The organism is Dorea formicigenerans (assembly GCF_025150245.1).
Lineage (GTDB): Bacteria > Bacillota > Clostridia > Lachnospirales > Lachnospiraceae > Dorea > Dorea formicigenerans.
This window is the reverse complement of record NZ_CP102279.1, coordinates 1295170-1316734: the sequence shown is the minus strand read 5'-3', so window position 1 is coordinate 1316734 and position 21565 is coordinate 1295170. Positions and strand designations below refer to the sequence as shown.

At 41.0% G+C, this 21565-nt stretch carries 19 protein-coding genes; 2 read left to right on the top strand and 17 right to left on the bottom strand.

Features of this window, described 5'->3' with window-relative positions; all coding sequences use genetic code 11:
* Nucleotides 1–9: 9 nt before the first annotated feature.
* From grpE to NQ560_RS06455, 7 genes are all read right to left on the bottom strand, one after another.
* A complete protein-coding gene (grpE, locus tag NQ560_RS06485) occupies nt 10–612 on the bottom strand; it encodes a nucleotide exchange factor GrpE (protein ID WP_173794198.1) in 603 nt (200 codons plus the stop codon).
* Nucleotides 613–662: 50 nt separating this feature from the next.
* A complete protein-coding gene (hrcA, locus tag NQ560_RS06480) occupies nt 663–1706 on the bottom strand; it encodes a heat-inducible transcriptional repressor HrcA (protein WP_040015331.1) in 1044 nt (347 codons plus the stop codon).
* A 257-nt stretch (nt 1707–1963) separates the two neighbouring features.
* Nucleotides 1964–2257 (bottom strand): hypothetical protein, encoded by a 294-nt coding sequence (locus tag NQ560_RS06475; protein WP_005331523.1) that lies wholly within the window; start codon nt 2255–2257, stop codon nt 1964–1966.
* 106 nt (nt 2258–2363) lie between these two features.
* Nucleotides 2364–3683, bottom strand: coding sequence for a replication-associated recombination protein A (locus NQ560_RS06470; RefSeq protein ID WP_005331524.1), 1320 nt, complete (start codon nt 3681–3683; stop codon nt 2364–2366).
* Between the two features lie 42 nt (nt 3684–3725).
* Nucleotides 3726–4496 (bottom strand): polysaccharide deacetylase family protein, encoded by a 771-nt coding sequence (locus NQ560_RS06465; protein WP_005331526.1) that lies wholly within the window; start codon nt 4494–4496, stop codon nt 3726–3728.
* Between the two features lie 63 nt (nt 4497–4559).
* The gene (locus NQ560_RS06460; protein ID WP_005331528.1) at nt 4560–5147 is read right to left on the bottom strand and encodes a flavin reductase family protein; all 588 of its coding nucleotides are present in this window, start codon (nt 5145–5147) and stop codon (nt 4560–4562) included.
* A gap of 15 nt (nt 5148–5162) precedes the next feature.
* Nucleotides 5163–6812, bottom strand: coding sequence for a putative manganese-dependent inorganic diphosphatase (locus NQ560_RS06455; RefSeq protein WP_005331531.1), 1650 nt, complete (start codon nt 6810–6812; stop codon nt 5163–5165).
* A gap of 219 nt (nt 6813–7031) precedes the next feature.
* On the opposite strand from NQ560_RS06455, the gene NQ560_RS06450 reads away from it, so the two are divergent.
* The gene (locus tag NQ560_RS06450) at nt 7032–7706 is read left to right on the top strand and encodes a S1 RNA-binding domain-containing protein (protein ID WP_005331537.1); all 675 of its coding nucleotides are present in this window, start codon (nt 7032–7034) and stop codon (nt 7704–7706) included.
* A 140-nt stretch (nt 7707–7846) separates the two neighbouring features.
* On the opposite strand, the gene NQ560_RS06445 is transcribed toward NQ560_RS06450, so the two are convergent.
* The 6 genes from NQ560_RS06445 to NQ560_RS06420 all read right to left on the bottom strand — a co-directional run bounded on the left by NQ560_RS06445 (nt 7847) and on the right by NQ560_RS06420 (nt 17350).
* Nucleotides 7847–9766, bottom strand: coding sequence for an NAD(+) synthase (locus NQ560_RS06445; protein ID WP_005331539.1), 1920 nt, complete (start codon nt 9764–9766; stop codon nt 7847–7849).
* A gap of 107 nt (nt 9767–9873) precedes the next feature.
* Nucleotides 9874–10752 (bottom strand): Hsp33 family molecular chaperone HslO, encoded by an 879-nt coding sequence (gene hslO, locus NQ560_RS06440; protein ID WP_029731893.1) that lies wholly within the window; start codon nt 10750–10752, stop codon nt 9874–9876.
* A gap of 7 nt (nt 10753–10759) precedes the next feature.
* A complete protein-coding gene (locus tag NQ560_RS06435) occupies nt 10760–11527 on the bottom strand; it encodes a class I SAM-dependent DNA methyltransferase (protein WP_005331542.1) in 768 nt (255 codons plus the stop codon).
* A 164-nt stretch (nt 11528–11691) separates the two neighbouring features.
* Nucleotides 11692–12525: an Rpn family recombination-promoting nuclease/putative transposase gene (locus NQ560_RS06430; RefSeq protein WP_005331544.1), complete on the bottom strand. Its 834-nt coding sequence runs from the start codon at nt 12523–12525 to the stop codon at nt 11692–11694.
* A gap of 530 nt (nt 12526–13055) precedes the next feature.
* Nucleotides 13056–15257 carry a hypothetical protein gene (locus tag NQ560_RS06425; protein ID WP_005331546.1) on the bottom strand — a complete coding sequence of 734 codons (2202 nt, stop codon included), beginning with the start codon at nt 15255–15257 and terminating at the stop codon, nt 13056–13058.
* 20 nt (nt 15258–15277) lie between these two features.
* Nucleotides 15278–17350 carry an efflux RND transporter permease subunit gene (locus NQ560_RS06420; protein ID WP_005331547.1) on the bottom strand — a complete coding sequence of 691 codons (2073 nt, stop codon included), beginning with the start codon at nt 17348–17350 and terminating at the stop codon, nt 15278–15280.
* Between the two features lie 264 nt (nt 17351–17614).
* On the opposite strand from NQ560_RS06420, the gene NQ560_RS06415 reads away from it, so the two are divergent.
* Nucleotides 17615–18211 (top strand): TetR/AcrR family transcriptional regulator, encoded by a 597-nt coding sequence (locus NQ560_RS06415; RefSeq protein WP_005331549.1) that lies wholly within the window; start codon nt 17615–17617, stop codon nt 18209–18211.
* A 110-nt stretch (nt 18212–18321) separates the two neighbouring features.
* Here NQ560_RS06415 and NQ560_RS06410 read toward each other — a convergent pair whose 3' ends face one another.
* From NQ560_RS06410 to fucO, 4 genes are all read right to left on the bottom strand, one after another.
* The gene (locus tag NQ560_RS06410) at nt 18322–18978 is read right to left on the bottom strand and encodes an ABC-2 transporter permease (RefSeq protein WP_005331551.1); all 657 of its coding nucleotides are present in this window, start codon (nt 18976–18978) and stop codon (nt 18322–18324) included.
* On the bottom strand, nt 18975–19823 hold the full coding sequence (locus NQ560_RS06405; RefSeq protein WP_005331553.1) for an ABC transporter ATP-binding protein: 849 nt from the start codon (nt 19821–19823) through the stop codon (nt 18975–18977). The genes NQ560_RS06410 and NQ560_RS06405 overlap by 4 nt, the downstream gene beginning before the upstream one ends.
* Before the next feature lie 5 nt (nt 19824–19828).
* Nucleotides 19829–20200, bottom strand: a complete 372-nt coding sequence (locus NQ560_RS06400; RefSeq protein WP_040015332.1) for a GntR family transcriptional regulator — start codon at nt 20198–20200, stop codon at nt 19829–19831.
* A gap of 197 nt (nt 20201–20397) precedes the next feature.
* Nucleotides 20398–21543, bottom strand: a complete 1146-nt coding sequence (fucO, locus tag NQ560_RS06395) for a lactaldehyde reductase (RefSeq protein WP_005331556.1) — start codon at nt 21541–21543, stop codon at nt 20398–20400.
* Between the last annotated feature and the right edge of the window lie 22 nt (nt 21544–21565).

The window sequence follows — 21565 nt, the reverse complement described above, 5'->3', positions numbered from 1 at the left end:
TATTCCTCCTTAATTTGCTACCTTTACCATACTGTGTCTCACTACTGAGTCACGATACATATAACCTTTCTGGAACTCTTCTGCGACTTCATTCTCTCCGAAGTTTTCATCTTCCACATGCATCACTGCATTATGGAAATTCGGATCGAACTGATTGCCAAGCGCCTCTATCGGCTTAACCTCAACGCTCTCCAGAACCGTCATAAATTGTTTGTAGACCTTTTCCATTCCCTGAATGAACGGGTCTTCTTTTTTCTCTTCCGGAACTGCATCTAATCCTCTTTCGAAGTTATCTACCACCGGGAGAATCTTCTCTATGATATCTTTCGCTCCTACTTCGTACATTTGGGATTTTTCCTTTTCTGTACGTTTGCGGAAGTTATCAAACTCTGCCATCTGACGAGTAAGTCTGTCTGTCAGTTCTTCGATCTTCTCGTCCTTTTTGTCTTTCTTATCCTTCTTGCCGAAGAATTTTTTGGAAGCTTTTTCTTCTGTCTGATTCTCTGTCTCTGCTTCCTGTTCTTCTGAAGCTTCTTCTGTCTTGGCTTCTTCTGCTTCATCTTTTGAAGCTTCTGCTTCTTTCTTTGCCTCTTCTACGGCTTCTTTTACCATATCTTCCTGGCTTTTCTTTTCTTTATCTTCCAAGGATCAATTCCACCTTTCTATTCCTCTTTATGAAACATCTGATCCAGTTCACTCTGGAGACGCTTCATTGACTTTAACACATTCTCATAATCCATTCGCTTCGGTCCGATAATACCTATCGTTCCCTTCACACCGTCTCCTAATTCATAAGTGGCGGTGACAACACTGCAATCTTTCATAGTCTTCACCGGAGCTTCATCTCCGATATATACCTGAATGCCTGTGTTCTCTTCATTGGATAATGTCTGTGTAACGAGATCTGTAAGCTGCTGCTTTTCTTCAAATGCACTGATAATTTCCTGTGCACTCTGCTTGTCACTAAGTTCCGGATACTTGAAAATGTTTGTTGCACCGCTTGTGTAGATCTGCATGTCTTCATCGACCTGAATAACATCTGCAACTGCGTCCAGTACATTCCCCACAACCTCGCTGTGGATTCCGGCTCCTTCTTTCAGTCTCGCAATCAGTCCAAGATTAATCTCTTCTATAGACATACCATTAAGTGTTGTGTTCAGAAGCATGTTGAGCTTTAACAAGTTTTCATTGTTGATTGGCTCATCTACATGTATAATCTTATTCTTGATCACATTTCCCTCAAGTACGATTACTGCAATCATCTGTTCCTCATCAACCATCGTAAGCTGTATGAACTTGATCCGGTTACGATTGTTCATCGGTGAAGAAACCAATGTCGCATAGTTCGTACTGTTCGCCAGAACTTTTGCTGCCTGTTTCAGAAGCTGATCCATCTTATCTGCTTTCTCAAGCATCTGATCCTGCATCTCACTTAGTTCCTGTTCTTTCTGCTCCATCAGCATATCTACATAGAGTCTGTAGCCTTTGTCCGAAGGAATACGTCCAGCAGACGTATGAGGCTGTAAAATATATCCAAGTTCTTCCAGATCCGCCATCTCATTACGAATAGTTGCTGAACTTAAGTTCAGATCCGTGTACTTGGAAATTGTTCTGGAACCCACCGGCTCGCCTGTCTCCAGATAATTCTTAATGATTGCCTGAAGGATCTTTAATTTTCGTTCGCTCAGTTCCTGTTCCTGAATCATCATATGCCTCCTTCTTTCGGATTTGTTAGCACTCATTATATTGGAGTGCTAACACCTTTCGACTATTAATGTATCACTCGATTTGACTTTTGTCAACAACATTTCTTACTTTTTTTGTGAAATAAATATGAAGAAAAATAATCTTTCCATTATACGAAAGAAACTGACAGATGCAATTGGGAAAAATTGCATCTGTCAGTTTCTTTTTTTATTACAGATTTAAATTCTTTTGTTTTCAGCTACTTTGATTTTTTATATTAGCTTAACTCGATCTTCTCTGCCTCTTCTGGCTTGAAGTCGTTCTGTAAATCGTAGATGTTGTGTCCTGTAGACTCGGTCAGAACCTTTCCTTTGTAAGAATAGCAGCGGATAAATCTCTGCTTGTCAATGCTTGACCAGTGCTCAACATCCCATGTCAGATATCCATCTGCATCAGATTTCTCTCCTTTAAGATAAATGTCTACCTGACGTCCGGATACCATAATGTCGATAAGTCCCTGTGTTCCGTCTACTTCTACTTCTGTTTTGTTTACTGAATCGTATACCTTCATTTTATTTTCCCTCCTGATAATAACATACACTCTGGCGCCACATTTCTGACGACAGTACAGATTCTGCTTCGATTATACGTTTTCTCTATAAAAAATTCAAGCTTTTCTATGAATTCTTCTTTAAAAACTCCATCCATTCTTTTATTTCTTTTTCATGTCCGTTGTCACTCGGCTCATAAAACTTTGCTTTTTGGATTTCGGAAGGCATGTATTGCTGTTCCACATAGTGGTTCGGATAATCATGTGCATACTTGTAACCCACACCATGTCCAAGTTTTTGTGAACCTTTATAATGAGCATCCTGCAAATGCGCCGGCACCGTAGTTTTATAATTTCTTACATTTTCCATGGCGGCACTGATTGCTTTGACTGCCGCATTACTCTTTGGTGCTGTTGCCACATATGTCACTGCCTGAGATAAAATGATCTGGGATTCCGGCATTCCGATCCGCTCTACTGCCTGGGCTGCTGCCACAGCCACTTGTAGCGCCATCGGATCTGCATTTCCAACATCTTCCGATGCACAGATCATGATCCTTCTGGCAATAAATTTCACGTCTTCCCCTGCATATAGCATTTTTGCAAGATAATATACTGCCGCATCAGGGTCTGACCCCCTCATACTTTTGATAAATGCAGAGATCGTATCGTAATGATTGTCTCCTGTCTTGTCATAGCGCACTACACGTTTTTGAATACACTCGGACGCCACGTCAAGTGTAATATGGATCTTTCCGTCCGCACTTCGTTCTGTCGTGAGAATCCCGAGTTCAATAGCATTCAATGCATTTCTCGCATCTCCTCCTGCAATGTCTGCAAGGAACTCCAGTGCTTCCTCGTCAATTTCCGCATGATAGCTTCCCATACCTTTTTCCTGATCATAGACTGCCCGCTTCAAAAGTGTTTTGATATCTTCTTTTTCAAGCGGATGAAGTTCAAAGATACTGGAACGGGAAATTAATGCTCCATTGACCTCAAAATAAGGATTCTCCGTGGTAGCTCCAATCAGAATAATTGTTCCGTCCTCCACAAATGGAAGCAGATAATCCTGCTGTCCTTTGTTAAAACGATGAATCTCATCTACAAAAAGAATGGTCTTCTTCTGATACATGCCCAGCGTCTCTTTCGCTTTCTGTACCACTTCTTCCATATCTTTCTTGCCCGCCACCGTTGCATTGATCTGGGTGAATTCTGCACTTGTCGTATGGGCAATCACTTTCGCCAGTGTCGTCTTACCGGTTCCCGGCGGCCCATAAAAGATAATAGAACTTAACTTATCCGCTTTGATTGCACGGTACAACAACTTGTCTTTTCCAATAATATGCTGCTGTCCTACCACTTCCTCCAGCGTTGTCGGCCGAAGCCTGGACGCCAGCGGTGCCTCCTGATCCATATTTTTCTGTCTTGCATATTCAAACAAATCCATGCTTTTTCTATCTCCATTCTTCCTGATTTCTTCTGGTTTTCCTTACTCAAGAATCAGTTTATCTACTGTCACAAATTCAAAGCCTTCTGCCTTTAAAAGATCTACGATCCGAAGCGCCGCCTCTACCGAGGATTTATAACAATCATGTAATAAAATAATATCATTCTCCTTCGCCTGCGACACTACTTTATTCACAACTTCATCTATATTTTCCGTAGTCCAGTCCAAAGGGTCTACCGTCCACATGACAGGTAATACGTCCAGATAATTCTCCAGTTCTCTCTGCCAGACTCCAAAGGGCGGACGGATATACTGCACGCGCTGTCCGGTAATTGCCGCAATCAGCTCATCAGTCTTGTTAATTTCATACATTGCTTCTTCATCAGAAAGTTTCGTAATCTCAACATGATGATACGTGTGATTTCCAATTAAATGTCCTTCTTCATAAATTCGTTTCACAATATCCGGATAGGTCTCAACATTTTCTCCTACCAGAAAAAATGTTGCCTTCACACCTCTCTCTTTTAATCCGTCAAGAAGTGCCGGTGTGCACACACTGGGTCCGTCATCAAATGTAATGGCAATCTGAGGCAGCTCTGTCTGTATCTGCTCATTCAAAATCCGGGATATTGTTTCCCGTGTTTCTGACTCCATTTGCAGATTTGAATCTCGTCGGTTCGTTTTTGATTCTTTCTTATTAATATCAATTGTTTGCATTGTTTTCATAGAAATTCCTGAAACATTTAAAACAACTATCATTGCCAGACACGCTGTAAGAATCTGTATCACTTTTTTTAATTTCCATTCTTTCATAATAAAGAGACCTGTTACCTTTGCACTACCAGTCTCTTTATATATATGAAATCCTGCGCTTTATTATTTTTTCTTTTTCACCTTTTTCTTCTTTTTCACACTGTAGCCAAATGTTCCAAGTGATTTTCCAAGATCAAAATATTCCCCGTGGGAATATGCCAGAAGTCCTGTTTTGTTCAGTGCAAATTTTCCATTATCCTGCATGAACCGGTCATCCACCTGCACGCCGGTCACTTTTGCAAGAAACATGTGGTGTGAACCCAACTCTTCGACTTTCACGACCTGACACTCAATATTGACTGGACTTTCCTCAATTATCGGAGCATAGATAAGTGTCTGAGCATTTCCGCGAGTCAGATGCATTTCACTCCATTTGTCCACATCTCTTCCTGAACGCACCCCGCACCAATCCGTCGCTTTTACCAGATCTTTTGTCGTCAGGTTCACTACAAATTCTCCGCTTTCCCTAATCAAATGATAAGAATATCTCGTCGGACGCACGGATATATATAACATTGCCGGATTTGTACAGATTGTCCCTGTCCATGCAATTGTAATGATATTGTCATGCCCTTCTTTGTCCGCACAACTTACCATAACCGCCGGGAGCGGATACACCATATTCCCCGGTTTCCATAATTCTTTTCCCATAGTACGCTATCCTTTCTACATCTGCTGCATGGTCTCGACCAGCACTGGTATCAGCTGTTTCTTTCTGGACACAACTCCTTTTAATATCAGACTCTTTGCATTATCCGGAAGATCAAATGCGCTGAGGGCAATTCCTCTCGCACCGGTTCCCACACACAAAAGCTCCGTGGATTCTGCCAGAATATCTGTCAGCATAAAATAAATCATATTCAGGTTATGTGCTTCCAGTACCTTTGGCAAATGCTCCGTCATCATATCACGAATAGCTGCCAGTTCTTCTTTGCTCATGGACGTGATCTGTCCTACACCAAATATCGTGTCGTTGACTGTAAACTGCTTGAAATCCTGGAAACAGATATCCTCTGCACTCTTGCCTTTCAAGTTGCTTCCTGCATTGAACATTTCCTGCGCCATCTGTTCCAGGTCAATATCTGAAATTTTTGCCAGTTTTTTCGCAGTCCTTTCATCTAACGGCGTACAGGTCGGTGAACGGAACAATAATGTATCCGAAATAATTGCGCCACATAAAAGCCCGGCAATCTCTCTTGGAACTTCGATTTCATTCTCCTCATACATCTGGTTAATAATCGTCGCCGTGCATCCCACTGGCTGATTACGGAACGTAATCGGGCTGACTGTCTCGATATCTCCAAGTCTGTGATGATCAATAATCTCAATGATTTCTGCTTCCTCAATTCCATCAACTGCCTGTGACCGTTCGTTATGATCCACCAGGATTACTTTTTTCTTGCTGGCACCGAGGAAACGACGTCTGGAAATGAATCCTTTAAATCTGCCATGACGATCCAGAATCGGGAAATCGCGGAAACGCTTTTTCGCCATAATATCTTTAATATCATCAACATAATCATTCATCCGGAACATAGTCAGTGGTCCAGAGGTCATATAAAACTTCACCGGAATGCTCTGATTAATCAGTCTTGCTGTCGTAAATGTATCATACGGAGTCTGAATGATCACTATACTCTGTTCTTTTGCCTTCTGAATCAATTTCGGAGAAACTTCTGCATCTTTGCAGATAACCATACAGCTGGCATCAATATTCACGGCACATGCCTGAGCTTCCTCACGATCTCCTAATATCACCAGATCGTCCTTTTCAATAAACTCTTCCATAAGATTCGGACTTGAGGCTCCGATTGCTACTTTTCCTCTCATAAAATACCCATGCTCATTACCTGTTATCATTGTACCGTCCAGTGTCTTGATAATATTCCGATATTGGGTTCTCGCTTTTGATAATATCTCACTATCATACACATCCATATAAGATTTTGCAATATCTCCGGTAGATACAACTCCTACCAGCTCATCATCCTTCACGATTGGCAGTGTCTTTGCCTGCTCCTGCCGCATACGCTCCCATGTATCACGAATGGACGCATTGGGCTTAAGCCCCGGCATCTCGTGAATATCCAGATCTCTCACTTGAAGTCTGACATCTGTAAGAAGCTTGGGAGCCTCTACCCCAAAACGATCCAGTACATAAGCAGTCTCATCATTCACATGTCCTGCCCGCTTTGCCTCATGAACCTGTCCGGTCACTTTCTGCCTCAGATCTGCATAGGCAATCGCGGAACAGATAGAATCTGTATCCGGATTCTTATGTCCGATCACATAAACTTTTTCTTTTCTCTTTCCCATATATATCACCTTATTATCTTCTTGCTAATTCGAGCAGTCCATATCGGTTTTTCTGATTGCATCCGGCTATACTCATCATTTTTCCAATAATTTGTATATCTCACTCGAACTGTTACTTATTTTCTACAACATATTCTAACATAGTTAATTTTCTTTGTACATGCAGTTTATTTATGCTATACTAAAAGCAACAATTTTACTGATAGGAAGGAATATACTATGAGCGAAGAATTCAACGAAGAAAATGTAACTATGGCAGATCTGGAAGATCATTTTGATGATGCAAATCCATGGAATGTAGTTCAGTCCTACCTCGAAAAAGGAACTGTGCTCCCTGTAAAAATCGAAGGAATTGTAAATGGCGGTGCTATCGCAATGGTAGAAGGAATCCGTGGATTTATTCCTGCTTCCCGACTTTCTTTATCCTATATCGAAGATCTGGAATCTTATCTGTTAAAAGATATCGAAGTTCAGGTCATTGATGTAGATCAGGCAAATAACCGGCTGGTACTTTCCGCCCGTGAACTTCTCAAAGAAAAAGAGAAAAAAGAGCGTGAAGAAAAAATTGCAAACATCAAAGTAGGAAGCGTTCTTACCGGAACCGTAGAATCCCTCCAGAACTACGGTGCATTTGTACGTCTGGAAGACGGACTTTCCGGACTTGTACACGTTTCCCAGATCAGCCAGAAACGTATCAAATTCCCAAAAGATGTCCTGAATGTAGGTGATGAAGTTCAGGTCAAAGTCATCGGTGTCAAAGATGGCAAGATCAGCCTGAGCATGAAAGCTCTTGAAGAAGCCATCCAGGAGGAGGAAGAAGTTAAGGTCGAGATTCCAAAGAGCGAAGACATCGGAACAAGCCTTGGCGATCTTTTCAAGAACATCCAATTATAAAACTTTTCATTTACTTGTAAAACTAAAAAAGGTCCACCGGACCTTTTTGTCGTATGCTTGGCAACAAAAAAGGAACATTCCCGTAATCTTTATAATTCGGCAATGTTCCTTTTTTTAATCTCTTATTACCTTTATAGACGTTATTTTCCCGCCTCTTTTTCAAGATTCTGTATCCACAATGCTACACACGCATCACTTGGCATTCTCCAGTCGCCTCTCGGAGACAATGCAACCGTTCCGACCTTCGGACCATCCGGCAGACAGGATCTCTTAAACTGCTGTGAAAAGAATCTCCAGCAAAACGTACGAAGCCATTTATAAATTGTCTCGTCGTCATACTCCCCGGCAAAGGAAAGCTTCGCGATCCGGTAAATCTTTCCTGGCTCATATCCCATTCTCAGGAAATAATACAGGAAAAAGTCATGAAGTTCATATGGTCCTACAAGATCTTCTGTCTTCTGCGCGATTTCACCGTCTTTTGGCGGCAGAAGTTCCGGGCTTACCGGCGTATCAAGCACATCATAAAGCACTTCTTTCAACGATGAATCTTCACAAGTGTCTGCATAATAATGAACCAGATGTCTGACCAGCGTCTTTGGCACGGAAGCATTTACTCCGTACATAGACATATGATCTCCATTGTAGGTTGCCCAGCCAAGTGCCAGCTCCGACATATCTCCCGTTCCGATTACAAGTCCTCCCGTTTGATTAGCAATGTCCATAAGCACCTGTGTCCGTTCCCTTGCCTGTGAATTCTCATAAGTTACGCTGTGGTCTTGTGGGTCATGTCCAATATCTTTAAAATGCTGCATAACTGCATCACCGATTCTGACTTCTCTGAGAGTTGCTCCGACTTTCAGAGACATTTTACATGCATTCTGATACGTTCTGTCTGTCGTTCCAAAACACGGCATGGTCACTGCCGTAATACCGCTGCGCTCAAGTCCCAGTGCATCAAATGCCTTGGCTGTCACAAGCAGTGCCAATGTAGAATCCAGACCTCCGGATATTCCAACTACTGCACTTTTTGCATGAGTATGTGCAAGCCGCTTTTTCAGTCCCATCGCCTGAATTGTTAAAATCTCCTCACAGCGCTTTGCCCTCTCCTGATCATCACGAGGAACGAATGGTCTGGACGGAAATGTTCTTGTAAGAATAGTTTCTGTCTGTTCTAATCCAAACGGAATCCTCGGAAGTACATGTTCCTGTGTCTCTGTAAATGTCGTATTTTTTCTGCGTTCATTCGCAATTTTCTGTACATCAAATTCTGTATAAATAATCCCGTTCGAAAATCTCTTCGCCTCTGCCAAAATCGTTCCATTTTCCGCGATCAGATTATGTCCGCCAAATACAAGATCTGTAGTCGATTCACCTTCTCCTGCGTTGGCATAGATATACCCGCTGATCAGCCTTGCAGACTGCCCGGAAATTAATGCCTCCCGGTAAGAAGCCTTTCCAATCGTCTCATCACTGGCCGAACAGTTGACGATCACAGTCGCTCCCTCTCTTGCCGCCTCAATGCTCGGTGGAACCGGTGACCACACGTCCTCACAGATTTCTGCTGACACGATCAGATTAGCCATCTGATTTTCCACAAATAAAAGCTGCGGTCCAAATGGAATCTCTTTTCCGCCAAACAGAATTTTCTCTGCTTTTTTCGGTCCCGGACGGAACTGGCGCATCTCATAGAATTCCCCATAATTGGGCAGAAAGCTCTTCGTTGTGAAACCTAATATATTTCCATGGTTCAAAGCTGCTGCTACATTATAAAGTTCCCCGCCAACTGCAATAGGGACTCCCACAAACACAAGCGCATCCAGATTTTTTGTATGTTCTGCAATTTCTACAAGTGCTTTTTTCGCACTATTTAATAAAATATCCTGAAGGAAAAGATCACTGCATGTATATCCTGTAATACAAAGCTCCGGAAATACAATAATCTTGGCACCTGCTTCTGCTGCCTCATCCATCTGCTTTATAATCTGCCCTTTATTGTAATCCACATCCGCTACCCGGATATCCGGTGTTGCTGCCGCGACTTTTATAAAACCATGTCTCATAATCTTCCTCCATACAAATTTACATCTAATATCTTATAATGAATTGCGGTCATAAATTTGACCGCAATTCTCTCTCTACTATTCTATTATCCGGTCTATTCACCTGATTATTTCTTACTTCTTTTCAGAATGTTCTTCAAGTCTTCGACTGTATAGTTATATGCCGTATTGCAAAAATGACATTTTACTTCGATGTCTTTTCCTTCATCGATCATTTCCTGAATGTCTTTCTTTCCGATACTTGCAACTGCCTGCTCTACGCGTTCTTTAGAACAATTACAGTAAAACTGTGTTGGAATAGTATCTGTGATTTCAAGATCCAAATGTCCGATCAGTTTCTCTAACATCTGCTCCGGTGTATAGCCCTTGTCCAGAAAATCTGTAACAGAAGTCACATCCTTCAGATTCTCCTCCAACTGGCTGATAGTCTCTTCTGTTGCAAATGGCATCAACTGAATAATAAATCCACCTGCACAGCGTACAGTATTATCTTTATTCATCAGAACACCAAGTCCCACTGAGGAAGGTACCTGCTCGGAACTTGCAAAATAATAAGTCAGATCTTCTGCGATCTCACTGCTTACAAGAATTGTCTGTCCCACATAAGGCTCTTTCAGTCCCATATCTTTAATCACCTGTAAAAGACCGATACCAACTGCTCCTCCGACGTCCAGCTTGCCATTCTTTGGTGGAAGCATCACGTCCGGATTTCCAACATATCCTTTTACATTTGCATGGCTGTCTGCAGTTACAGTGATGCCCTCGATTGGTCCGTCTCCACGAATCTGAAGTGTCAGCATATCTGTATCATTTTTCATCATACTTCCCATGATTGCCCCTGCTGTCAGTGTCCTTCCAAGTGCCGCAGTCGCAACCGGGCTTGTATTATGATGCACTCTTGCAGACTCTACAAGGTTTTTCGTTGTCGCAGCAAATGCACGCATCTGTCCTCCTGCCGCTGTCGCTCTTACAATATAATCTTCCATAATTGTCTTATGCCAATCCTTTCCCATGTTCTCTTGCCACTACACAGATTCTCTCACTCCGGTCATGTGGACTTTCTTTTGTATAGTCATCGTAGGCAGTTACATATTCAAGTCCTGCCTCAGTAAGCATATGTCTGATCTGCTCCAGCGTATATGCTCTCTGAAAATGTTCTTCCTGATACTTACGATAAAGCTGTGGTTGTTCTTCGTCCCGCACAAAAAGAGTCAGTTCATATTCATTGATCCGTTCGTCTTCATCGTAATAATTATCCCAGATAAAGCTGCATTCCTCACGGTCTTCTGCAATTGTCTGTTCTCCAAGTATCTCCCGATACTTATACTCCGTATTAAAATCAAATACAAACAGCCCTTCCGGATCCAGATAATTATTCACCAACCGAAAAACTTCCGTCAGGTCCTCATCGTCCGTAATATAGTTCACAGAATCGCAGGCACTTATAACTGCTCTGACCGTTCCGTATAATTCAAATTCCCGCATATCCTGAAGAAGATACAAAATATCATGTCCACTCTCGACCTTCTTCTCCATGGCAATCTCCAGCATCTCTTCTGCATTATCCACACCGATCATATCATAACCGGATGAAGCCAGCATTTCTGTCATGCTTCCAGTTCCACAGCCAAGATCCAGAACAAGCCCGTCATCAATTCCATATTCCTTTAATATTTTCCCCAGATAATCCGCCCACTCTTTATACGGCACATTATCCATGAAGGTATCATATACCCTCGCAAAACTCGTATAAGCTTCCATATTCAGAAAGACTCCTTCTATACTTTCGTATCATATTCCAGGTAGCGCATCCGTTACCATCGTCCATTATATCTTATTTTTCCGGATATGCCAACTATTAAACAATGCAGATTTTGCTTCTGAAAACTACTGAAAACTACTAGTATATACATTGAACATGTCATCTACAACCCCAGTTCTTTTAAAAGCTTCGCCTGATACTCGGAATTCGCTGCTGCTTTTGCCAAGTCTTCATTGCGCCCCTGCTCAATCAAATACATGATCAGTTTGTTAATTCGTGCCTCTCCAGCACGTTCGCCTTCTGCATATGCTTCCTGTCTTTCCATTTCTTTTTCTTCCCACTTCTGCATAAACTTTATCTCCATTTCTTTGCTCGACTTTAGCCTGTTGATTCGTTCATGCATCTGATGGATCCGTTTACTTTCACATTCCTCCACAACCACATCTGTGGATTTCTCCATGTATTCCAGAAGTTCAATCAATTCCTGGCTGACTAACTCCGGGTGTTTTCCATGGCTATTCAGGAAGATTCTCGTTGCATCGTCTCCCAGTTCCAGTTCCGGAACTTCCTCACATTGCATTTTGAATGTATAGCGATATAACTCATATCCAAATAAGTCAAATGGCATAATCATTATAATTACCACAGGATTTAGCAAATTAAAATCAATGCACCCCGGCGGTAACAAACGGCTGTCTATCATTCCCTGATATAACCGGCTTCGTTTTGGAAGATTTTTCGTGTTTGTCTTTTGTGGTTCTGTATCATACACCACATCGTCTTCATCGACAGTGTAAACATCTAGTCTTATCTGACGTTTTTCTAAAGAACTTCTGCACTCCTTCTCCGTCTGTGGCGGTTGCTTCAGATGCGTATCCTGTCCCAGAATGATATCCAGAAGCGTCTTCATATTTTCCTCATCTTCCATCGCTTCATCAAACAGGAACTTATCCAACAGGTTCAGGTCTTTCAGTTTTCTCTTCTCTTTTGCTGCCATAGCTTCTCCTTTCTTTTTGCAGATAAATGTCTGTCTGAAAGAAAATGCTATGATTTCTACTTATAGATTAACATATACTTTCAGTATATTCCAGTATATGAAGAAAATTTCACTTCATTTTTTCAAACTTAATTTATCTGTCTGCTTATCATCACTTTAGGAATTGCTGCCGATTCTTCTAGCTCCGAAAATGAATGAAATCAATATAGATACTTTGCAGATAATTAGAACCATCGTCTGCGTGTAGATAGAATAGCATAGTCGTGATATGAACTCAAGAAATATTTTCTTATCTTTTCCTTAAGAAATAAGATTGAAAAGGACGGAAGTCTTTTCACTCCCGCCCTGTGATTGATTATTTCTCTTTACTCAATTTATAAGGAAAATTCAAGAATGCAATTGCATGACTTACTTCTACTGCGCACCTCTGCAATCCTGCCGGAGGCTATATCAGCTTGGGGATTGACTCCCGCCACTGATACCAGCTTGTTTCTCACCACCTATAGGTGGGAGTCATCTCCCAGCTGATATTAGTCATCGACACCTTCTGTCTCGATGATGAATTTTGTTGTTCCGGATACTCCATCACTGATTCCTGCAAATGAATTATACTCTTTTGCAAGATTAGACATTGCATCAATTCGGTCTGTCACACTGCTGATATCACCATTAAAAAGATCTGTCAGCTTATCGATTGCTTCTTCTTTATACTCCTGCATTCCATCTGCCAGAGTCTGGTTTCCATCCGCTAAGGTGTTCGCTCCATCTAATAATGTCTGAGTTCCGTTAGATAATGTTCCGGCTCCGTCTGCAACCTGATTAGCACCACTTGCTAACTGGCTGACACCGCTTGCAAGCTGGGCACCGCCATCCTTTAAGGATGTTACACCAGCCATAAGAGGTGCACTGTTCTCATGGAGCTGCGATACTCCTGCCTGAAGTTTTTGAGTTCCCTCAAGAAGTGATGCACTTCCAGAAGCTAATCCTGCTGCTCCTAAGCCAATCGTTTCTGTCTTTCCATCACCAACACTTAATTTTCCTGCTAATTCAGATGCTCCCGATTCGATAGAATCAATTCCGTCATACAGACTAGGTGCTTTTGGATTTTCTGATTTAGTTGTAAGAGATGTACCAACTCCGTTTATATATGCTTGAGCATAGCCCATATTAGTCAATATATCCGTATTATTTAATGATTTCGATATGCTACTTGTGTCTGTTGTAACTTCACAGCTGTCTAATGCTGTATTTATTGCCTTAATTACTTTCTTTTGATCGTCCTCTGATAATCCGGTACTTGCTGCAATAGCTGCTATACTTTCTTCCTTCGGTTTTGTTACGCTCGCAGTTACTTTCGATGTATCTACACTCACACTATCAAGAATTTTCTGTGCGCTAATCGTTCCGATAAGTTCATTAGCTGTTTGTAAATTATTTTTTGCCGTTATAAATCCTTTTTTTTCTGACTCTGCTCCTGCTGCCAGCGCATCTGCTCCACTCTTTGCCGCTTTCACACCTTCATTTACTGCAGCCGCTCCACTTGCCAATGTCTGTGCTCCTGAAACCAGGTCATTACTTCCGGCATATAATTCTTCTACTCCACCAGTATAAGCCTGCACTCCGCTCGCCAGTGTGTTCACTCCGCTGACCAGTGTTCCACTCTTTTCATTCAGTGTATTCACACCGTCCGCCAGTGTTCCGGCTCCACTTGCCAGTGTTCCGGCTCCGTCATTCAATGTTCCAGCTCCGTCTGCCAGCTCTTTTGATCCATCTGCTGCTTCCTTTGATCCATCTACCAACTGATTTGTTGCATCTTCCAGGTCATCGATAGAATCCTGCAAGTCATCAAAGCTGTCGATGTCGTCCGGTCCGAATTCATTCATCAACTCTGCGGAAGCCATTGTAATACTTGTTCCGACTGTTGCATCTTTGACATCTGCTGTAATTGTTACTGTCTCCGGAATATCAATGTCCAGATCCAGATCTTTCAGATTCAAATCATTTGCAAGTCCCGGGAATGCAACTCCGACTACAATATTTTTATCTCCGTCAGAAATAAGTTTTCCATTTTCAACAGACACATTGCTGTACTCATCAGAGGAAAGCATCATTGCACTGACCATGGTAAATGGTGTGTACATTTCTACATCTTCACCATTTACATTGACAGTCTGTTTTGATTTGTTGTCATAGCTAAACTGAATCTCAACCTTTCCGCTTTTACCTTTCAGATCTTTCGGGGAAATGCTCTTTCCGTCCAGTTTGTAGGATACTTTCACATCTACCGGGAGCTCTTTATCTATTGTTCCCTGATAGTAAATGTCATTTCCTTCAGACTTCCAGCTTACGTTGTTGTTGCTTCCTGTCTCAAATGTTTCGTCACCTTTTACATTTTTAATATCTTTCAATTCAGATGTGTCAGAAATAGTTCCTTTTTCCGGATTTTTCAGCCATTCAGATACCGTCGTTTTCTTTACATTTCCACTTGCATCTGCTTTTACATACACAGATTCCTCTTTTGAAAATCCTGTATCCTCAGAATCTGTTGCGTGGTCTGCCAATACATTTTCCGCAGTCTCTTTTAATTCCTGAGTGTCTTTGTCCTTTTGCTCTGCTGCCTGTACCTGCATAGCATTACTGTGATATTCATATGTTCCGGCAAGTCCGGCAGCCATCATGACAGCCATAGATCCTGCTACAATTTTTTTTGCGATTTTTTTATTTCCGTTCATAGTGATCCCTCCTGTAAATCTTATGCCTCTTTCGGCAGAAAACCTTTACTTGTTTTTACGATTACTTTGTCAAATACCATAAACATGGATGGCAGTACGAAGATTACAACTACCATACTTATCAGCGCTCCCCTTGCCATCAGGATACACAGCGAACTGATCATATCAATGTTGGAATAAAGTCCGACTCCGATGGTCGCTGCGAAGAAGCTTAAGGCACTGACCATAATGGACTGTGCTGATACACGGTGGGCTGTCGTAATGGCATCATGTTTATTTGCCCCATGGTTTCGTTCACGCTTATATCTTGTCGTCATCAGGATTGCATAGTCAACCGTAGATCCCAGCTGAATCGTTCCGATAACGATAGAAGCAACAAACGGAAGCTTCGTGCCTGTGTAATAAGGAATTCCCATATTTACAAAAATTGCAAATTCAATAACACCTACCAGAATGACCGGAAGTGAAATGGATTTGAATAACACAAGGATAATGACAAATATAATTCCAATGGATACTGCACTGACTGTCTTAAAATCCTGATCTGTAATATCAATCAGATCTGCGGTCAGCGGTCCTTCACCAATCAGCATTCCGGTCTTATCATATTTGTGCAAAATCTTATTCAATGCCTTAATCTGGGCATTGACTTCATCAGATGCTACCTTATATTCAGAGTTTACAAGAAGCAGCTGATATTTATCATTTTTCAGCATACTGGATACGGACTCCGGAATCATATCAGACGGAACTGACGGACCTACAAGAGAGTCCAGCCCAAGTGCCCATTTGACACCGTCTACCTTATCCATTTCTTTTATCATTTTATTGACATCTGTTGAAGATACGGAACTGTCCACCAGAATCATGTGCGTTGTATTCATATCGTAATCTTCTTTTAACTTTTCATTTGCAATGATACTTGGCAGATCCTTTGGTAATGTCTCGTCCAGGTTGTAATAAACTGCTGTATGATTATTTCCATAAATTGCAGGAAATAAGAATAACAAAAACAATACTACATATACCAGGTATCGTTTCGTAACCTTGTCAGAAATTCTTCCAATATCCGGGAGGAATGGTTTGTGTTTCGTCTTCTCAATGATTTTGTCACAGCAAAGAATCATAGACGGAAGAATGGTCACACATGCAATCACTCCAAAGATAACTCCTTTTACCATAACGATTCCAATATCCAGTCCCAGTGTAAAGGACATAAAGCATAATGCAATGAATCCGGCAATTGTTGTAATGGAGCTTCCTATAACAGATGAAAATGTCTGGGAAATCGCATGTGCCATGGCACGCTTCTTATCTCCGTCGTATCTCACCTGCTGTTCTTCATAACTGTGCATCAGGAAAATGGAATAATCTAACGTAACACCTAGCTGCAATACCGCTGCCAACGCTTTCGTAATATAAGAAATTTCTCCCATAAAATAGTTACTTCCCAGATTGTAAATGATTGCCATTCCGATACTCAGCATAAAAAGTAACGGTACGAAAAATGATTCCATTGTCAGTCCAAGTACAATGACCGCCAAAATAACGGCAATCAGTACATAGACCGGAGTCTCTTTTTCTGCCAGATTCTTCGTGTCCGTAACTACTGCGGACATTCCACTTAAAAAACATTGCTTGCCGGCAATTTTCCGGATCTGTGCAATTGCATCCATCGTTCCATCTGAAGATGTTCCCTCATCAAAGAAAATCGCCATCATCGTTCCGGTATCGGAATTAAATACATCGTAAATGTCGTCCGGCAACATACTCATCGGCACGGAAATATCTGCAATAGAGTCGTACCATATTACATTTGCCACATGATCGACTTTCTCAATCTTCTCTTTCAGTTCCGCTACATCTTTCTCTTCCATACCATCAACAATGAACATAGAAAATGCTCCGGTTCCAAAATCATTCACCAGAATATCCTGTCCTTTCATCGTCTCGATATTGTCTGGAAGATAAGTCAGCACATCATAATTGACCCGGGTATTCAGATAACCGAAGACTGACGGAATCAGCAACAGCACGCCAAGTATCAGTATCAATACTCTGTATTTCACCACTTTCTTTCCAAAGTTAACCATAACTCCTTCTCCCTTTCATTTATGACTGTTAGTCATTTTCTTTTTCAAACAGCATAATACACCAAAAATAACCAATAGTCAATATATTTTTGACTATTGGTCATTTTTGTGTTAAAATATTTTCATCAATAAAAATATGACACATTACTTTTACAATCATACATTAGAAATACACTCACGTTTTCTACCTTTAAGCAAAAAATTAACTTGCACATTACCTTACCGTACAGTTATAATTGCTGTTGAACAGAAAAGAGGATAATCATGGGAAAAGTAGACGAAAATAAAAAGAAGAAAAAAGAAGCCCTCTTCAACACCGCATACGAACTTTTTACCACAAAAGGTATCAATGCTACTGCTATTTCTGATATTGTAGAAAAAGCCGGTGTTGCAAAAGGAACTTTCTATTTGTATTTTAAAGACAAATATGATATCAAGAATAAACTTACCGCTTTCAAGACTCATGAACTATTTGAGAAAGCAGCAAAAGCATTACGGAAAGCAGACATTTCCGGGCTGGAAGAACAATTAATCTTTATCATTGATTACATTATAGATGCTCTCGCCAGCAATAAGGCATTGTTAAACTTTATTTCCAAGAATCTAGTCATGGGCGCACTTCGCTCCGCCCTTCTCACCGAAGAACGGACCGAACCAGATTTTTATGAAGAATTTCTCAATCTCGTTAATGAAGATTCTTACAAATACGAATGTCCGGACGTTATGCTATTCACCATCGTAGAACTGACCGGATCCACGGCATATAATTCGATTTTATATAACGAACCACTGTCCATCGAAGAATATAAGCCTTATCTGTATCGGACAGTACGGCTAATAATTGCAAGCCACAGACAATAAAACTGCATTTTTCAAAAATTGGGGACGGGGTTTTTCTAAAAAAACCCCGTCCCCAATTTTTTTACCATCACGTATTCTCAGTCTTTACTGTTTCTCACACCTGTCCCTTTTTAAAATTCGCGCTTTTTCATTGCTTTCATTGCGCACACTAGTGAAATGCAAATTAATATAACCGAAACTGCAAAAATCAGTAAAATTACAATTCCATCACTTAATTTTTCAGCTCGACTTATGATTTTCAGTATCGCCCCATTCCGTTCTTTTGATATTTTTATTCCCAGGTACAGTATTAAAAAAATAGCTGCCATTCCGCTTACTGACACAATTCTGCTCTTTTCTATTCCAAACTTTATATACAACGGAATCATATAGCTTATCATAATAATTGATACAAAGCAGGCACCGGCCAGACCTGAATACATATCGCTTTGTGATATTGCCAGTCCGCGGATTTTAATGGATCCACATGCCATAACATACATGATCACTCCTGTCACGATGCAATTCACCAATGCAAATGCATACTTTTCTAATACATATGTGTTTCTACTGATTGGAAGTGTAAACAAATAAGCCATTCCATTTTCATATTCGTCATAACTTAGTGTACTAACGGTAAACATAGTACACATGACCGTAATAAATATAACAGCAACTATAGGGTCTTTGTAAATAATGAGATATAATACCGCCATAAGAGCTGCCATTCCCAAAAAGGATTTTTGTCCCAACATGAGTTTGTAATCTTTGATCAACAATCCTTTCATTCTTGCTGCCCCCTTTTCATCATAATAATCACATCATCAATTTTTCCTTTTTCAATGGTGATATCCGGATAGTTTTCCTGATAATACTGCCGTTCATTTGTCAGGCAGCTATAACCATACTCTTCTTTCTTATGCGCCAAAATGTACGCCTTGTCAAGCGCCTCGTACTGGTCTGCCTTCACCTTTAAAAGTCCATACTGATCCAAAAGTTTGTCGGTCTCTTCATGCAAAAGAATCTTTCCTTCATCAATCATATAAATGTCATCACAGATTCCTTCCAGATCTGTGGAAATGTGTGAACTAATCAGAATAGAACGTCCCGGAGTTTCCATATATTCTCTTAAAATTTCCAGCATATCATCTCTTGCCATAACATCCAGTCCTGCGGTCGGTTCATCCAGAAGCAACACATCTGCGCCATGTGAAACTGCCGCTGCAATCTGTAATTTACGTTTCATTCCCGTTGAAAACTCCTTGATCTTTTTGTCTAATGGCAACTGGTATTTTTTGCACATTTCCAGGAAATCTTCTTTCTGAAACTTATGGTACATACTTTCAAGCATCGGAAGTATATCTTTCACACGTAAATATCCACTGAAACCGGAATCAGCCAGAACAACTCCAATCCACTCTTTATCCTGCACTGTAAAATCTTCTACATTTTTTCCCAGCATCTTTACAACACCTGCGTCTGGTCTGATCAGACCTAATGCTGCTTTAAACGCTGTACTTTTTCCTGCACCATTGGCTCCGATCAGTCCGGTAACATAACCTTCCGGTACTTCCAGGGTAAGATCCAGTTCAAAATCTTCATAGTGCTTTTTCACACCTTCAAATTTCAACATACTTATCAATCCTCCAAAACAATCTGAAACAACTCCAGTAATTCCTGATCCGTCATTCCACAGCTTTTGCCTTTTCGGATGGCCATCTCCAAATCAGCTTCCACTTCCTTTTTCTTCTCCTCCAGCATCAGCCCCTGATCTGCAAATGCTACGAAACTTCCTTTTCCATGAATCGTAATTACAAATCCTTCTTCTTCCAGAGCATCATATGCTTTTTTCACGGTCAGTGCACTGACCTTAAGTTCTTTAGCTAAAGTACGAACTGACGGGAGTGGGGTATCTGCTTTTAATATACCATGCATGATCTTTTCTTTTATCTGATCTCCAATCTGTTCATAGATTGGCTGCATGGATGAATGGTTTACTATGATATCCATAAAACTCCTCCTTCGTTATAAACAGTATAAAACAGTATATAACAGTTGTCAACTGTTATATACTGTTTTATACTGTTTTCTTCTCATTTTAATTTTTCGAAATATTAAAAACTCCTGGCACTGGATATCAATGTCAGGAGTTCTCTTATCTTAGATTATGTAATAATGCATGATGCATGCGGATTACTCTGGCATCATTACATTAATTTTCTGAACAGATTCTTCAGATCTTCAACACTTGCATCTTTCGGATTACCCGGAGCGCATGCATCTGCGTGTGCAGACTCAGCTAAGAAGTCAAGATCCTCTTCTTTTAACGCTTCCAGTTTTGTTGGGATTCCAACGTCGATAGAAAGCTGCGAAACAGCGTCTACTGCTGCTTTTCTGTATTCTTCTACAGACATATCATCAACACCTTTGACACCCATAGCTCTTGCGATCTCTTTGTATTTCTCGCCTGTGCATTCAGCATTATACTCCATAACGATTGGAAGCATCATAGCACATGCAACACCATGTGGTGTGTCATAAACAGCTCCAAGTGTATGAGCCATAGAATGAGCAATTCCAAGACCTACATTTGAGAATCCCATTCCTGCGATATACTGTCCAAGAGCCATTCCCTCACGACCCTCTTTCTCATTTGCAACTGCTCCTCTTAAGGATTTGGAAATAATCTCGATTGCTTTGATATGGAACATATCTGTCATCTCCCATGCAGCCTTTGTTGTATATCCTTCGATTGCATGTGTAAGAGCATCCATACCTGTGGAAGCTGTCAGTCCTTTTGGCATAGAGGACATCATATCCGGGTCTACAACTGCGATGACCGGCATATCATGTGGGTCAACACAGACAAATTTTCTCTTCTTCTCTACATCTGTAATAACGTAGTTGATCGTAACCTCTGCTGCTGTACCTGCTGTTGTCGGAACTGCAATGATCGGTACACAAGGTTTCTTAGTTGGCGCAACACCTTCCAGACTTCTTACATCCTCGAATTCCGGATTAGCAATAATGATACCGATTGCTTTTGCTGTATCCATGGAAGATCCTCCACCGATTGCTACAATGTAATCAGCCTCAGCGCTCTTGAATGCTGCAACACCATTCTGTACGTTCTGAATCGTAGGATTGGCTTTGATGTCAGAATAAATCTCATATGCGAGTCCAGCCTCATCTAATACATCTGTCACTTTCTTTGTTACCCCAAATTTGATAAGGTCTGGATCAGAGCATACAAATGCTTTCTTAAATGCTCTTGATTTTGCCTCTGTTGCAATCTCCTTGATTGCTCCTGCTCCGTGATAAGATGTCTCATTCAGCATAATTCTGTTTGCCATTTCAATCTCTCCTTTTCTTACA